The organism is Enterococcus sp. AZ194 (genome assembly GCF_051713825.1).
In the GTDB taxonomy this organism is placed as follows: Bacteria; Bacillota; Bacilli; order Lactobacillales; family Enterococcaceae; genus Enterococcus_K.
The window spans coordinates 821,453-836,938 of sequence record NZ_JBIOQR010000001.1; the positions used below are offsets into that span (position 1 = coordinate 821,453).

Genomic DNA, 15,486 nt, shown 5'->3' on the forward strand with positions numbered 1-15,486 from the left:
TAATACGATCATGCTGTACACCGTACCCACAAAATCTTTCACATGTTGTCAGTCAGTTTTTCAGGTGGTGGAATTTGAGCGAAAGAAGCACAAATGACCCCGCCAAAACTTATTGTGGAAATGGTCGCTCGTGCATTGTTATTGGAATTTATGCTAGCTATGTGTTAATGGGTAGCTGGCTCACCTTTACTAAACTTCTGACAGAACTTGGCATTCATGTGATTGGGATAGTTAAAAAAAGTATCTTTATCAAGGGGAACTCTATCGTTTAGAAGATATCTATAAGAAATTGGTAGATGAATTTTGTGATTGTACAGTCTCCGCCAAACTACAGGCAGGAATCCCTCTGCATGTTATTTTTATTCAAAACCGAAATAAGAGAAAAGCGATTGGTTAGCTATCATGACAACGGATATGACGTTAAGCTCACAAGAAATCGTGAAGCGATGCGGCACTCGTTGGGACATCGAAACGTTTTTTAAGTCATAAAATCGTTATTGAAGTTAGCGAAAGAAATCCAAACCCGGAATTTCAACAGGATTATTTGTCACACAACCATCGTCTTTATTCGTTACACTGTGTTGAGCTAGCAGCAGTATGCGACAGACATTTGGGCATTAGGTGGTTTATTTTATGAATTATGTGATGAGGTGAAGGAGCTGGACTGAGTGTCTGCTTTGTCATCTTTAGCGAGCCTATTGGATGGACTAACTCAAACGTTGAATCAATTATTCACAAAATTTTTTCAAAGTAGTGTATTTTTTGAATGGATAGCCTGAACAGTATTAAGCTATTCGGTTATTATAGCTTGTAGATGCTGAGTACACATTGAAATATTTTTATCAAATTAATAAAAAACTTATATGTTTCCCAGGACTATTTTCTAAAAGAAATATAGTTATCCACAATAGGAACTCTATAGATGCAATAAAATGTCATCAGTAGCTATAATAGAGCTATCTATATCTATTTTTTCACTTTTCAAAATATACTTTTGTAATTGTTTCAAATTCGGTTGTAAGTATTCAAATAATTATTTTTATAAATAAATTTGGATAGAAAGGATCTTCTAGAAAATCTCTTTTGGATTTTTTTCATAGACTATTACATACTAAAAAGCACTATATCAAGGCAAAAATTCTTCAAATATAAAATCATTCAAGTTGCTGCGACTCTTTTTGGATTGCTAGATTTCAGGTAAAGTGTTAGATATAATTTATTTCAATTTTAAAAATAATGTGTAAGTACCAAACTAGGTACTTAAAAATATATTTTACGAGGAGTTATTATTATGAGAAAAGTACGTAAAGCGGTAATTCCGGCAGCTGGATTAGGGACTCGTTTCTTACCGGCTACCAAAGCGATTGCTAAGGAAATGTTACCGATTGTTGATAAACCAACGATTCAGTTTATCGTTGAGGAAGCATTAAAATCAGGTATTGAGGATATTTTAATCGTTACAGGGAAAGGGAAGCGCCCGATTGAGGATCATTTTGATTCGAATATTGAATTGGAAACGAATCTTCGTGAAAAAGAAAAAATAGAATTATTGAAGCTAGTTGAGGAGACAACAGATGTCAATCTCCACTTCATCCGTCAATCTCATCCTAAAGGATTAGGACATGCTGTCCTACAGGCGAAGGCATTTGTTGGCAATGAACCGTTTGTTGTTATGCTTGGAGATGATGTGATGGAAGATGAGATTCCATTGACGCAACAACTAATCAATAATTTCCAAAAGACAGGGTCATCTACATTGGCTGTTATGGATGTTCCTCATGAGGAAACCTCTCGTTATGGGATTATTAATCCGGAGTCTGAGATTTCTGAGGGTTTATATAATGTCTCTAGTTTTGTTGAAAAACCAGATCCAAAAGATGCCCCTAGTGACTTAGCGATTATTGGTCGTTATTTATTGAAGCCTGAGATTTTTGAAATTTTAGAAAATCAAGAGCCTGGCGCTGGTGGTGAAATTCAATTAACAGATGCGATTAACACATTAAATAATACACAACGCGTGTTTGCTCATCAATTTAAAGGAACTCGTTATGATGTGGGTGATAAGCTAGGGTTTGTTAAAACAAATATTGAATTTGGTTTGAAGCACCCTGAAATTTCTGCTGAATTAAAAACTTATTTGAAGGACTTAATGAAGGACTTAATGAAGGACTTATAAGTCAAATGAGTTTCTAAAGAGCATGGGCATAACTTAAAAATTATGCCCATGCTCCTATTCTCAGAATAAACGATGGGTAAAGAAGCAGATCCTTCTTATTTCTCGGAGTTAAACTCTTCTGTCCCAACCTCTTTTTTATTTTAGAAGGTAAGATAATTTTGTTCGTCGATGTTTGGTTCTAGGGAGGGAAACACATGAATATACTTGTTACAGGCGGATGCGGATTTATCGGATCTAATTATATTCAATATATACTAAAATGTCAGGAGAATATTACCATTATCAATATTGACAGTCTGACATATGCTGGGAACACGAAGAATTTATCGACTGTGATAGATGACCCACGCTATCAATTTAGAAAAGGGGATATCCGAGATAAAAAGTTTCTAAAGTCTATATTTGAACAATTTAAAATAGACTATATTATTCATTTTGCGGCGGAAAGTCATGTAGATAGAAGTATTCTTGATATTCAGCCTTTTGTAGAAACGAATATAATTGGAACAATGAATTTATTAGATTGCTGTGTGTCAAAGGTTATCAAAAAATTCATTTATATCTCAACCGATGAAGTATATGGATCAATAGCGGGGAAGGATAAATTTACTGAAAAAAGTCTTATTCATCCTAATAATCCATACTCAGCAACTAAAGCTTCAGCAGAGATGCTAGTGAATGCTTACTACAAAACGCACCAGATTAATATGAATATTTTACGAAGCACCAACAACTTTGGTCCACAACAACATATTGAAAAACTTATTCCTAAAATGATTACTAATTTGACAAGTGGAAAGCATATCCCAATCTATGGAAACGGTGAAAATATTAGAGATTGGTTGTACGTTGAGGATTTTTGTAGCGCTATTCATTTAGTAATACAAAAAGGTATTCCTGGCGAGATATATAATGTTAGTTCGAATCAAGAGTTAAGTAATAATGAGTTAGTTGAACAAATTTGTAAGTATATGAATGTAGAAAAAAATATTCGTTATATAAAGGATAGAAAAGGTCATGATTTTCGTTATGCTCTGAGTGCTGAAAAAATCCACTTTACTCTTGGCTGGTCTCCTAACTATAGTTTCGAGCAAGGTATATTAAATACTATTCAATGGTATGAAGATAATTCATTTTTGTAAAATAGTAATTTATATATACTACGCGTGGTGCTAGTTGACAAAATATTTAACAAAAGGCCTAACACAGTTAAACACAAAGGTGATAAAACCAATAAAGGAGTTCAAGACTATGTTAGATCACCTTCACTTTAAACCTTATCGTCACCAATTTCAAGAAGATTTTTATAAACTACGCTGTCTTTTCAACATGCTGTATCAAGAGTACTGTCCCGCTTCTATTATGGACCGTCGTAATGTAAATCAAGCGAAAATAAGTGATGTCGCTTGTTTGGCACTTTCTTTGCTTACAAACAATGTTAGGCGTTTCTTCTCAAAGAAAATTTGTTTCAGTTATTCAACTGCTCTTTCCACAACAATGCCCAATTGAGCGCTCTCGTTTTAACCGGAGAGTGTGTCACATGTAAATGCTATTGGAAATAGTTTAACAGCAGATAACATAGAAGATGAAACAGTGGCAATTATTGATAACCTACCGATCCCTCTCTGTCAACCAGTCAGAAACTTCCGAACGAAACTCTTTTCGGGGTATGCTGATATCGGGTTTAATTCAACAAAAAAATGTGGCATTACGGCTTTAAGGGGCACTTTGTCGTCATACCGTCAGGCTATATAGTCAATTATGTCATTACGCCTGCCGCTATCCATGATGCCAGAGAAGCACCAGAATTGATTCGTGATTGTCCGCGCCCTTTTATTCTTGCGGGTGCTGGTTATCTGGGAACAAAACTTCAAGAGCAGTTTCGCCAACAAGGGGATCAGCTTTGGACACCTTACCGTTCCAACATGGCTGGGGCAAAAAAACATAATAAAGACCCTTTAAAGTCTATTAGAAGAACCATCGAAAGTCGATTTGCCATTTTAGCACAAGAATATGGCATCGAGCGAAACATCGCACGCAGCTTGACAGGATTTCAAGTGAAAATAGAGTGTGTTCTATTAGTGTACAATTTGGGCTATTTTGATATTGAGACTAACTAGCACCACGCGTATATACTATACAATAGTAGGGTTCGCACAAACAAATCTCTACGTCCTTAGACCGATTTTTCAGCGTGGCAGTTGTAAGTGGACAGCCTATCCACTATAATTAATTTATCACAAGTGATGCTTCTGCCTTTGGTGGGAGCATTTTAGTATCTAAAAGGAGGGAAAAGGATGTTTATAGATTTTATAGGGTTAACGTTGTATTTTGGGATTGGAATTGTTTTGGCGAATGTGATTAGTTTAATTGTGACCAAAGCGAGTAAATGGAAGAGTACAATTGGGTTGCTTGTTTTTGAATTGGTTATTTTAGGTCTTACACTTTATGTGCTGTTGCCAAGCAAGACACTTTCGACAGTTCTATGGATTAATCTACTTGGAGCGGCGGTTGCAGCAGGGTTTCTTGTAGCGCTTGGGTCGGTGAGTGTAGCGACAGCTAAGGTTATACGCAAAGGAAAAAGCCGTAAAGAGGTTGTTCAAACTACTGGAAGATCAAATGATTGGTCTGGCCGGGTTCTTGGCCTTAGTATTGTTGGGATGATTGCGTTGTTTGCTATAAGCTCAATTACACAGCTGACTTCAACGGATGAAGTGTATAACACGATTCCTTTGAAGACGGAGGAAAAGGCGGAGGTCTTGACTTCAGCAAAGGAAACGCCGATTGCGATTGCACCAGAAACGGCGAAAAGAAAGATGCTTCAGAAATTCTCAGTAATTCCCAACTCGAACATGTTTACATTGGATGGGATTACCGCACAAGTCGTTAATGGCGAGTATGTTTACGTGGCGACGGTGGAGTTTAACGGCTTCTTCAAGTGGATGAAGTTAGGCGAGGTGCCAGGCTATTTTATTATTAGTGCAACAGATATTAATGCGCAGCCTGAGTTTGTTGAGAAACCAATTGTTTATACACCATCCGCTTATTTTGGCAAAGATGCGGCGCGTAAAATTTATGCGGCCTTCCCAGGATTTGCAGCGACGGGTAAAATTAACTTAGAGATTGACGAAGAAGGAAATCCATACTATATTCAAACCTTATATAAAGAGTATGGCGTTTCTGGTCGGATGAACTACAATGAGTTTAAGACTGCCGTTCTAAATGCGACCACTGGTGAAGTTAAGGTATATGACAGCTTGAAGGCGCCAAGCTTTGTGGATGCACCGATTACAAGTGCGGCGGCGAATAGTATTAATGAGTATTTTGGCCGATATAGTCAAGGCTGGTGGAATCAAACCATGTTTGGTGCGAAAAAGGATGTTAAGGTACCAACTGAAAATGGTATTTACGCATCAGGCCAAATTACACCAATGATGGATACAGAAGGGCAACAATTATTGTATTTCACTGACTTTACAAGTGGTGATGAGGATCAGGATTCTGCGTTGGGCTATTCATTAATTAATGCGAGAACGGGTCAAGTTACTTATTACCGTGATTCGAAAGTCGGGATTATGGATAGTGATGGAGCTATTTCGATTGCTTCCAAAATTTACCCTGAGAAAAAATGGAAGGCAAGTATGCCAGTTCTGTACAATATTGATGGGGTTCCTACGTGGATTGTTTCACTGATGGATAGTAAAGGGATTTTCAAAAAGTATGTATATATCAATGCTGTAGATAATGATATCGTAGTGGATGCTGATGCAGCACAGAGCGCATTGGATGCGTACCGGATTGAGCTTGCGACAAAAGGTAGTAACAATACAAGTACAGACGCAAGTCAGCTTGAGACGATTGAGGGAACGGTTTCTCGTGTGACGATTGTTGCGGCTGAAGCACAGACGGTTGTTTCTTTCTTACTAGATAAAGACAAAACAATTTACAGTGTAACGACCAATAACAGTCCGATGGCTCTTTTCTTAAAAGAAGGCGATAAGGTGTCCTTCAAAGCAGTTGTGACAACCGAAGCCAAAGCCGCGACGATTGAAAACTTGGTGATTGAAGGGTTAGAATAAACGCTTCTCTTTAAAATGAGAGTCTCCATTTTTCTCCAAATAAAATAGAATACCTGCTAGAAAGCTCAAACGGCTTTTTAGCAGGTATTTTTTGTTCTCTGTCATAGAAATTTGCTAGTTGAAGATTGAGAGGATATTTTTTTGTTCTCTGGCAAATAAATTAAAAGCAGTCAAGACGTTGGCTACTGAATCATTTTTAAGCAAACGTAATAAATACAACGAATCTAGCGAGTATAGCGAACCGCTCTACGAACCAAACGATCCCGCTGTATCACTCAAGCTTACCAAAAGATGAGCAGTCCTATGTTTATGACAGACTTGATAAATAGCGGTACATGCTGGGTTCGGGAATCTCTAGTAGCTTCGAGGCTTCCGAGACGCCACCTTTTGTGTGGAAGACACCGCGTTCTTTTAGCTTTGAGATGATGGCCAGTTTTTGTTTTTTGTTGTATTTGCGGTGGCTTTCTAGTTGCAACTCTAAGAGCACTTCTTGAATAATATCAGAAATCAGATTTGTCGTCTCTTTTGCTCCTGTAGTGATGGCAGTTGGTTTTTCTTCAAGGAGCTGACTTAAATTGACTAATGAGAGAAGGCTTGAGGCGGCTTCTTGATAAGCGGAGTAGTCTTGAATGATACTGAATAAACCAATGAGCTTGTTCTCTTCACGAATCAACAAAGTGACGGCTTTTTTTGTGGGCGTAAGGGAGGTGTCGACAAAAAATTGGTCGAATGAGCGCTCTTTGCTCCCTTCTAAAATCGTGTTTGAGAAAAAGGGTAGAGGTTTATCTTTTTGATAAGTCGGTTCGCCTTTAGACCAGACCTCCAAAATTTTGGCATTGCTTCCAACCGATTGAAGGAGAACTTCGCACGGGGTGGTACTGATATGAATAAAAAACTGAGCAATTTGTGCCCAGTGTTGAATTTGTTTTTTGTTCATGATGTTTTCTCCTCATAATATGAAAAATCCCTCACGCAGTCTTTGAAATAAAGAATGGGTGAAGGGGGCTGTTTACGCAGCGTTATCGCGTTTGTTCCGATAGCTACTACGTGTTCGTACAATAGTCGGTGTCTTCTCTTCTACTGTTACTTGCTTTTTTTTGTTGTAACTCGTTCGTACGCGTACGTAAGTGATAAATAATAAACTATAACTTAGGAGCAATAGTCCTTGAGCGCCCATAAAAAAGTAGCGAATTCCTTGTGAAAGATCCATAAAGGAAGAGGCTATAAACTGTATGGCAAATAAAAATAGTGATAGACCACATATAAATTTAAATAATTTCAAAAATCTTACCTCCAACATCGACTAGTACTAATTTAGCATTTTTTGAGTGAAATAGCTAGTGTTTTCTCTCGTTACCTCTTTTAGGAAGCCTTGTCTGAAGCGTTTATTGAGCTATAATGGGCCTACTATTCATTCGTTTTGTTCCTGTGATAAAGAGGGTCTACTTCTCCCTCTAATTGTTGCATAAGTTCTAGTTCAGTGGATTTGCGGTAGCATTGCGTGAATGTCCATTTCTCAAATACATAGTCTGATGGGTGTAATTTACTGAAAATTTCTGAGGTTAGTGGGGTGATTTTGACATGGAGGAATTCTGCAAGGTGTGTACGGCTAAGCAACTTATCAGGGGAAACATATTCTTGATGGACGATTCCCCATACAATAAACGCGCGAGTCATCAAGTTTTGGAGGGCTCTTTTTTGAACAGGACTATTAAAAGAGAAGTTGTTTGACAGGGTCACAATAGTGGAAAAGTCAGTAGGATCGATGGTTGAGATTTGTGCAGGGTTGACCCAAACGGTTGATCGTTGATTGGTTGGCGCTTCTATGGGAAATAAAACATAGTCCTTGGTGGCCACAGGTATCTTGTAAATGGTTTTTGAAAAGAGCAGAGAGATTGTCTTACAGTAGGTGACATAATTGAGATAGTGATGTTGGGTGAGGATCATTTGTGCACAGTTAATGGGGGTATGGTTGACGAAGCGTATATGATCTTTATAGATAATGAGGGTTCGCGGTTGAGTACCAATAGGAAATAAAGCGTAGACTTCATCAAGAAATTCTTCAGAAAAGTGGAGTGTTAATTGGTTGGCATACTGCGTGCAGCTAGTAAGTGAATGGACGGGTTGCGCCTCGATAAATGTCTGAAAATCGGTGTCTGCCTGATAGAATGGTTGATTCGTAATTTCTTCTTTTCTAAAGATATAGTGATGCCGCATAAAGTACTCCTCCTCTTGAACGCTCAGAGATAGTGTACCATGAAAAAAGCAAGAATAGTGCGGCTATTTTGCCTATTTTCGTGCGTTTTTCATTTTTGTTTTATGAATAAAGTCGTTCTATGATTTATGTACCGGCCGGAATAACCGAAAAAAGGTGTGTACCATGGAAGAAAGAGCGTTTGAAACTTTATTAGTTAGTTATGAGGGGTTACTTAGAAGTGTGCTGTCAAAGTGTCACGTGTATCTGAACAGTCCTGCATATGAGGATTACCTGCAGTATCTGAGAATTGCGTTTTTTGAGCTATCTGTATCTTTTCGCACGGAAGCGCTATTTAAAGAGGCTTATCCTGTCGGGTATCTGTTTCAAAAATTACGTTGGAAGATTGTGGACTTACAACGGTTTGAGAAGCATCAAAAGGACTTGCTTGAGCGGATGACCGTGTACTATCAAGAAGTTGTCAATGAAGAAGGGCAAGATGAGGTGGAGGAGCTGAGTTTGTTTGAAAGCATCTGGGCCTCTGCGACCAAAAAGGAAAAAGCCTTTCTTTATTCTTTATTAAAGAATCAGGAAGTGACCTCTTTAGCAAAACACTACAAAGTCAGTCCACAAGCGATTCGGACGCGTAAAAAGCGCCTATTGAATAAATATTTTAAATAAATTTCAAAAAAAATGTTTGTTTTGGCGATTAACTTTCGTTACTACTAATGTAAGCCGTGCACAGCTTAACAAAAACTAAGGAGATGGACCAAATGCAAACATTAGAAAGTACAAAATTAACTGTCATTTTAAACGAACCAGGTGTTGAGAAAGATCAAAAACAAACGATCGCGACAATTATCGCAAACCCAGAGGAAGCGCAGATTTTAGCGCTCGGGGATGTTATCCAGAGTTTTGCCCCAGAAACAACCGTTTGTGCGTCAGTTCTTAAGACCGAACAAGTTAGTTATACAAGAACGGAGGAAGCCTAATGAAAGTCTTACACTTAACTTTTAAAAACTCAGAAGGAAAAAAACACACATTTATCCCAAGCCTAGCCAAAGAGGATTGGACAGCAGATGAAGTTCGTACCAAGATGGAAGCTCTTAAAGCGTTACACATCTTTAAAAAAGATGAAGTTGATTTATTTTGCGAAGTAGACAGTGCGAAATATGTTCAAACGCTTGAAACAGAATTGTTTTAATCAAAATTAGTCTATCAATTAGATAAAAAAACTAGTCACTCCAATTAACAGGAGTGGCTAGTTTTTTGTTTTGAAATAAGTAAATTAAATGTGGATTTAACAAAAGAAAGGAGAGAGACCAATCAAATGTCTCTCCCATACACGCTGACGAAAGAGCTTTCCCCAAAACTCTTTACATGGACAATTATAATACAATTGTTATAGTTTGTGCAAATTTATAGGTCTAATCAGAGGATATCATTCAAGTCGAATACCTACAGATTCTACCTAGGAGCCTTTAGTTTAACACCTTAGTTATTTTAACCTATCTTACTATTTTAATAAAATTGAGTGTTAGAGTTTAGATCTGTCGAACGGATTGACCTTCAATTAAATTATACCCTAAGCTAATTTTTTTAATAAGAGTTGGCTCTGCAATTTTGTCTAACAATAGTTGAACGGCGCTATTTCCGATATTTGTTTGATCTTGCTTGATATGAGTGAAAGTAAAAGCATTAATATCGAAAATATTGACAGTGGGATGATCAAAACAGACAATTGAGAAGTCTTCTGGAATTGATTGATTCAACTGTTCGACAGCACTCTTTGCTAAGAGTGCAATATTATACTCCGTCGTCAGCATTGCAGTCATGTCTTTATTTTTTTTTATAAAGGTACATAGGTCATTAATATCTTCTGAAATATCACGGGTTGAATTGGGAACGACAGAATCAATGGTTGATAAAATTTGATCTTGATTAACCGCGATATTTTCATCAATATGTGAAGATAAAAAGCCGTTCACTCGTTCATCAATCGTTGTTACTTGGCTATCTGAGGTAATCAAGCCAATCTTTTTGTGACCATGATTAAACAAATATTTTGTCAAATCCTTAGTAGCATTAAAATTATCTGTTTGGACATTACAGATAGGCAGGTTTGCCATAATACGATCAATGACAACGATGGGAAAGTCTTTTGAAATCAACTCAAGTAGTTTTGGCGAGGTATATTCTGACGAAGTAGGGAGCAAAATTAACCCTTGAATACCTAGCGCTAACAACTCTTCAATCAGCTCTTCTTCTTTAGCTGGATCGCCATAGCTTATTTTTACGATAAAGTTTAGTTCCGAATCAGAATGCGCCAAGATGCTCCGTAAAATTTGAGTCCCAAAAAAATCCGTAAAATTTGTTGTAATCAATCCTAGTACGGGTTTTGATTTTATAGACAGAAACTCCAATTTTTTTTGGCTAACAACAATGGAGCCTTTTCGAGGTTTTCGGACAATAAATCCATCCTCTTTTAGAAGATCCAGAGCTTTTTTTACTGTAATTGTGCTAACGTTATAAACTTCTGATAACTCTTTTTCGGTTGGAAGTGTGTCGTTAAGCTGATAAAATCCATTTTCGATTTGTTCCTTTAGCTTTATATAGATTGAATGGTATAAAGGTGAGTTCATAAGGTTCCTCCATTTGTTATATATTATATTAAATATAATATATAACAAATATGATCGAATGTATATGAGAATAATTTAAAAACTTTTTTTGAAAGCGTTGACAGATTCTTTTTGGATATATATAATGTGGTTATAAAATATTTAATATATTTAATAGTTGTTAGATATATTAAATATGCGTATAAGAAGGAGGGGGAGAAATGAATCAGTCGACGATTCCTAGTAAGAAACGAAAGAGAAGAGGGATTAACGAGCAACAAAATATCGCGTACTTATTCATTGGGGTACCGATACTGCTACTGATAATATTTGCAATAGTTCCAATTATTATGGCAATTTTTTACAGCATGACAGATTACAATATTATTGAAAAGCCTAATTTTATTGGGCTACAGAACTTTAAGAAAATTTTTTCTGATGAGTTTTTCTTTATTTCGCTAAAGAACACGTTCATCTATACAGCTTTATATGTACCTTTAGGGCTTATAGTATCTCTGGTAACAGCGATGTTGCTTAATCAGCGGAAGAAAACGGTCAGTTTATTTAGAACGTTTTTCTACTTACCTGTTCTATGCTCCTCTGTTGCCACAGCGACTATCTGGTATTGGTTACTTAATCCGCAATATGGGCTATTTAATCAAGTTTTAGGGGTATTTGGTATTGATGGTCCAGCCTGGCTATATAGTTCCAACTGGGCAATGACAGCGATTGTTATTATGAGTGTTTGGATGAGCTTTGGTGGAAATATGATGATTTTTTTAGCAGGACTTCAAGGGATTAACCCAGCATTATATGAGGCAGCCGATATAGAAGGAGCGAGTAGTTGGCAAAAGTTTCGAAGTATTACTTGGCCTCAGCTATCCAAAACAACTTTTTTAGTGACAACTCAGTTAGTGATTGGCGCATTTCAGGTATTTGATCAAGCATATATGCTGACAAAAGGTGGGCCGGGGAATTCAACGATTACGATCGTGTATTACATTTATAATGAAGGATTTGGTGGATTGCAGATGGGGTATGCCTCAGCATTATCCTTTATCTTATTCTTAATTATTTTTGTTTTTTCTTTACTTAATATGAAAGTAACAAATAAAGAAATAAATTAAGGAGGGGTTCCATGAGGAGAAGTAAACATATACACACAAGCCTATGGTATTTTGCAGTTGTATTGATAAGTGTGACCACTGTCGTCCCTTTTTTGTGGACGATTTCGACATCGTTTAAAGGGGATAGCGAAATTTTGAGTGGCACAATGAATCTTATTCCAAAGCAATTCACGCTAGATCACTATAAAGAAGTATTTCAAACGATGCCTTTTCAAAGGTATTTGAAAAACTCACTGATCTTAGCTTTGGGTGGGGTGGCGACGAATCTCTTTTTTGGTTCACTAGCGGGTTATGCTTTTGGGCAACTAAGATTTATAGGGAAGAAGAGTTTATTCCTATTGTTTCTCTCATCCATGATGATTCCTAGTATTGTGACAATGATTCCAACATTTATGGTATTGAGAAGTTTTCCATTAGCAGGCGGAAACAATTTATTTGGTGAAGGTGGCCTTGGCTTGATTAATTCTTATTGGGCAATTCTATTGCCGGGTGCTGCCGGAGCTTTCTCAATCTTTTTTATGAAACAATTTTTTGAGCAGTTACCAAAAGAATTAGGTGAGAGTGCAAGAATGGATGGCGCTAGCGAATTCAAAATTTTTTGGACTGTCTATTTACCTCTAGCTAAGCCCGCACTTACAACATTAGGAATTATGACTTTTCAAGCAGGTTGGAACGCCTTTATGTGGCCGATGATTGTCTTAAATTCCGATGAAATGAAAACCGTTCAAGTTGGTCTAGCTGCGTTTCAATATAACTATAATACCAATTATGGTCCGTTAATGGCAGGCACTATCCTTGCAACGCTACCTGTACTTGTTTTGTTTGTCATCGTTCAAAGAAATTATGTACAAGGGTTAGCTGAGGCAGGAATAAAATAGAAAAGAGGAATGAAAGATGAAAAAATGGATAACAGGATTTATCGCGATTGGCAGTCTACTAGTCCTTTCTGCATGTGGTGGTGATGGAAAGCAGAACAGCTCAGGAAATGAAAAAGAGCAGATAACTTTTTGGGGTTCCTGGAGTGGTGATCAAGTAGCGCAATTAAACGAATTGATTGGGCAATATAATGATAGTCAAGAGAAATATACAGTAACCTACAAAGTACAGGATAATGTAGAAGAAAAATTGTTAACAGGAATGGCTGGTGGGGAAATCCCGGATGTCATCTTATGGGATCGTTTTAATACAGGGATGTATGCCGAAAAAAATGCTTTATTAGATTTAGATGATTTGATTAGTAAAGATAATATTAAGTTAGATGATTTTTATGAAGAGACTGTTAAAGAAATGAACTACAAAGATAAGCAGTATGGGATTCCTTTATTAGTTGATAATCGCTCACTGTTTTATAACAAGAAACTGTTAAAAGAAGCAGGAGTTGAGCCACCAACAAATTGGGATGAATTATTATCTGCGGCTGAAAAAACAACAAAATGGGAGGGTAAAAAGTTAGTTCAAGCCGGATTTTCACTTGATGATGTAGGCTTATTTAACATCTGGATTCAACAGGCAGGTGGTAGTGTCGTAAGTCAGGATGGAACAAAAACAAGTTTTAATTCCCCTGAAGGTAAAGCTGTTCTGGAGTATTGGCAGACATTGTTAAATGATAAAAAAGTATATCAATTAGGATTTAATGATGGTTCTGATGCTTTTGCTGCAGGCAAGGTTGCGATGGCATATAACGGTCCTTGGGCGTTGTCTGACTATGATAAAGTAGACGGACTTGACTATGGTATTGTTCCTCCTGTCACTGGACCAAATGGAGACAAAGGGGCCTCAACAGGTGGTTTCGGCTTAGTTATTCCTAAAACGGCTAAAAATCAAAAAGGTGCCTGGGACTTCATAAAATGGTGGACAACCAAGCCTGAGAATGGCGTAGAATTTGCAAAAATTTCCAATTGGCTCCCTGCAAATAAGGTAGCTGCACAAGATAAATATTTTACAGAAAATGAAAAATATAAAGCGTTCATAGAAACGATGGACTTTGCGAAAATCCGTCCAACCGTCGCAGGCTACTCAGATGTAGAAGGGTTAGCACTTATTCCACAGTTGGAAAATATTGTTTCAGGGAAATCATCGATAAATGAGGGATTAGAGAAAGCTCAAGAACAAGGGGATAAAATTCTGAAAGAGGAAGCAGGAAAATAAATGACAAATTATAATCAATATGCAAATGTAGCACAGGAAAGTTTAGATTTTTATTATAAGTCAAATGACGAGAAACAATTTATGAATAACGTATATCCATTAACTGATGAAAAAGAGAATGAAGTATTTAATTATTGGTGGTTAGCTCATTTGGTAGATATTCGAATAGATGCCTATCTGAGAACGAAAGACGAAAAATATTTAGAGATGGCCAAAGAGACATATCAATACAACAAATCGAGAAACAAGGGCACATTATTACATGAATATTATGATGATATGCTCTGGAATGCTCTTGCTGCATTAAGATTGTACAAAATCACCGACGAAACTGTGTATTTTGAAGATGCGAAGGAGGTTTGCTTGGATATTTTTAATACTGCTTGGAATGAAACGATGGGTGGCGGTTTCGCCTGGAAAAGGACGCAGATGACTTACAAAAACACACCGGTCAATGCGCCAATCATATTGTTAGCTATGCGCTTGTACAAAATAGAGCCACAGGAAATTTATATAGAAACTAGTAAAAAGACGTTGGAGTGGCTGCAAAAGACTCTAATTCAGCCAGACACTCAGTTTGCGGAGGACGGGATTAATCGAAATAATGACGGAGAAATTGATACTCAATGGCGCTTTACTTATAATCAAGGAGTGTATATCGGCGCATTGTTAGAGTTTTATTCAGTAACAAAAGATAAGACTTATCTGTCAAAAGCATTAACCTGTGCCAAAACAGCAATTGATACGCTGACAAAAGAGGGGGTCTTTGACGATCAAGGAGATGGGGGAGACATCGGATTATTTAAAGGAATCCTCTATCGTTATTTACATCTTTTATACAAAGAAACAAATGAGCAGTTTATAAAATCATTTATCGAAAATAGTTGCGATATTCTAATTGAAAATGCTTCAAACTCTGGCAAAATTTTGGCGTATCGTGATTGGTTGACAAAGGATTTACCAAAGAGTATCTACTTGTCAGATGAGCTTAGTGGAGTGATGGCGTTAGAAAGTGCAGCCGGTTTAGATTAATCAAATATAAATCAAATAAAAAAGACAAACCACATTTTATTCGTGAGGTTTGTCTTTTTTGTGAGCTGTCAAGGAGAGCTTTTTACTATCGAAAGGCTGCTTGACTTGA

Annotated in this window: 14 protein-coding genes and 1 pseudogene; 11 read left to right on the forward strand and 4 right to left on the reverse strand. The window is 37.1% G+C overall.

Going from position 1 to position 15,486, the window contains the following annotated elements; all coding sequences use genetic code 11:
• Nucleotides 1–1,291 precede the first annotated feature (1,291 nt).
• From galU to IGI37_RS03920, 4 genes and pseudogenes are all read left to right on the forward strand, one after another.
• Nucleotides 1,292–2,176 carry a UTP--glucose-1-phosphate uridylyltransferase GalU gene (gene galU / locus IGI37_RS03905; protein ID WP_438760119.1) on the forward strand — a complete coding sequence of 295 codons (885 nt, stop codon included), beginning with the start codon at nucleotides 1,292–1,294 and terminating at the stop codon, nucleotides 2,174–2,176.
• Nucleotides 2,177–2,370: 194 nt separating this feature from the next.
• A complete protein-coding gene (gene rfbB, locus IGI37_RS03910) occupies nucleotides 2,371–3,318 on the forward strand; it encodes a dTDP-glucose 4,6-dehydratase (protein ID WP_438760121.1) in 948 nt (315 codons plus the stop codon).
• Nucleotides 3,319–3,427: 109 nt separating this feature from the next.
• Nucleotides 3,428–4,296 (forward strand): annotated as a pseudogene (locus IGI37_RS03915) (IS982 family transposase).
• Nucleotides 4,297–4,473: 177 nt separating this feature from the next.
• Nucleotides 4,474–6,255, forward strand: a complete 1,782-nt coding sequence (locus tag IGI37_RS03920) for a DNA-binding protein (protein WP_438760122.1) — start codon at nucleotides 4,474–4,476, stop codon at nucleotides 6,253–6,255.
• 307 nt (nucleotides 6,256–6,562) lie between these two features.
• Here the strand turns inward: IGI37_RS03920 and IGI37_RS03925 are convergent, their stop codons facing one another.
• The 3 genes from IGI37_RS03925 to IGI37_RS03935 form a co-directional block, all read right to left on the reverse strand.
• The gene (locus IGI37_RS03925) at nucleotides 6,563–7,192 is read right to left on the reverse strand and encodes a helix-turn-helix domain-containing protein (RefSeq protein WP_438760123.1); all 630 of its coding nucleotides are present in this window, start codon (nucleotides 7,190–7,192) and stop codon (nucleotides 6,563–6,565) included.
• Nucleotides 7,193–7,264: 72 nt separating this feature from the next.
• Nucleotides 7,265–7,537: a hypothetical protein gene (locus IGI37_RS03930; RefSeq protein ID WP_438760124.1), complete on the reverse strand. Its 273-nt coding sequence runs from the start codon at nucleotides 7,535–7,537 to the stop codon at nucleotides 7,265–7,267.
• A gap of 125 nt (nucleotides 7,538–7,662) precedes the next feature.
• Nucleotides 7,663–8,472 carry a competence protein ComK gene (locus IGI37_RS03935; protein WP_438760125.1) on the reverse strand — a complete coding sequence of 270 codons (810 nt, stop codon included), beginning with the start codon at nucleotides 8,470–8,472 and terminating at the stop codon, nucleotides 7,663–7,665.
• 163 nt (nucleotides 8,473–8,635) lie between these two features.
• Here IGI37_RS03935 and IGI37_RS03940 point away from each other — a divergent pair, with 163 nt between their 5' ends.
• The 3 genes from IGI37_RS03940 to IGI37_RS03950 all read left to right on the forward strand — a co-directional run bounded on the left by IGI37_RS03940 (nucleotide 8,636) and on the right by IGI37_RS03950 (nucleotide 9,653).
• On the forward strand, nucleotides 8,636–9,130 hold the full coding sequence (locus tag IGI37_RS03940; protein ID WP_438760126.1) for a hypothetical protein: 495 nt from the start codon (nucleotides 8,636–8,638) through the stop codon (nucleotides 9,128–9,130).
• 92 nt (nucleotides 9,131–9,222) lie between these two features.
• A complete protein-coding gene (locus IGI37_RS03945; protein WP_438760128.1) occupies nucleotides 9,223–9,441 on the forward strand; it encodes a hypothetical protein in 219 nt (72 codons plus the stop codon).
• Nucleotides 9,441–9,653, forward strand: a complete 213-nt coding sequence (locus tag IGI37_RS03950) for a DUF2922 domain-containing protein (protein ID WP_438760129.1) — start codon at nucleotides 9,441–9,443, stop codon at nucleotides 9,651–9,653. Before IGI37_RS03945 ends, IGI37_RS03950 begins: the two co-directional genes overlap by 1 nt.
• A gap of 340 nt (nucleotides 9,654–9,993) precedes the next feature.
• Here the strand turns inward: IGI37_RS03950 and IGI37_RS03955 are convergent, their stop codons facing one another.
• On the reverse strand, nucleotides 9,994–11,091 hold the full coding sequence (locus IGI37_RS03955) for a GntR family transcriptional regulator (RefSeq protein WP_438760130.1): 1,098 nt from the start codon (nucleotides 11,089–11,091) through the stop codon (nucleotides 9,994–9,996).
• 200 nt (nucleotides 11,092–11,291) lie between these two features.
• Between IGI37_RS03955 and IGI37_RS03960 the strand changes: the two genes are divergently transcribed.
• Genes IGI37_RS03960 through IGI37_RS03975 form a run of 4 tightly spaced genes read left to right on the forward strand, consistent with a single transcriptional unit; the run spans nucleotide 11,292 to nucleotide 15,377 of the window.
• Nucleotides 11,292–12,197, forward strand: a complete 906-nt coding sequence (locus IGI37_RS03960) for a carbohydrate ABC transporter permease (protein WP_438760132.1) — start codon at nucleotides 11,292–11,294, stop codon at nucleotides 12,195–12,197.
• An 11-nt stretch (nucleotides 12,198–12,208) separates the two neighbouring features.
• Complete coding sequence (locus IGI37_RS03965; RefSeq protein WP_438760135.1) at nucleotides 12,209–13,075, forward strand: carbohydrate ABC transporter permease; 867 nt, start codon at nucleotides 12,209–12,211, stop codon at nucleotides 13,073–13,075.
• A 16-nt stretch (nucleotides 13,076–13,091) separates the two neighbouring features.
• Nucleotides 13,092–14,345, forward strand: coding sequence for an ABC transporter substrate-binding protein (locus IGI37_RS03970; protein ID WP_438760136.1), 1,254 nt, complete (start codon nucleotides 13,092–13,094; stop codon nucleotides 14,343–14,345).
• A complete protein-coding gene (locus tag IGI37_RS03975) occupies nucleotides 14,346–15,377 on the forward strand; it encodes a glycoside hydrolase family 76 protein (protein WP_438760137.1) in 1,032 nt (343 codons plus the stop codon).
• Nucleotides 15,378–15,486: the final 109 nt, after the last annotated feature.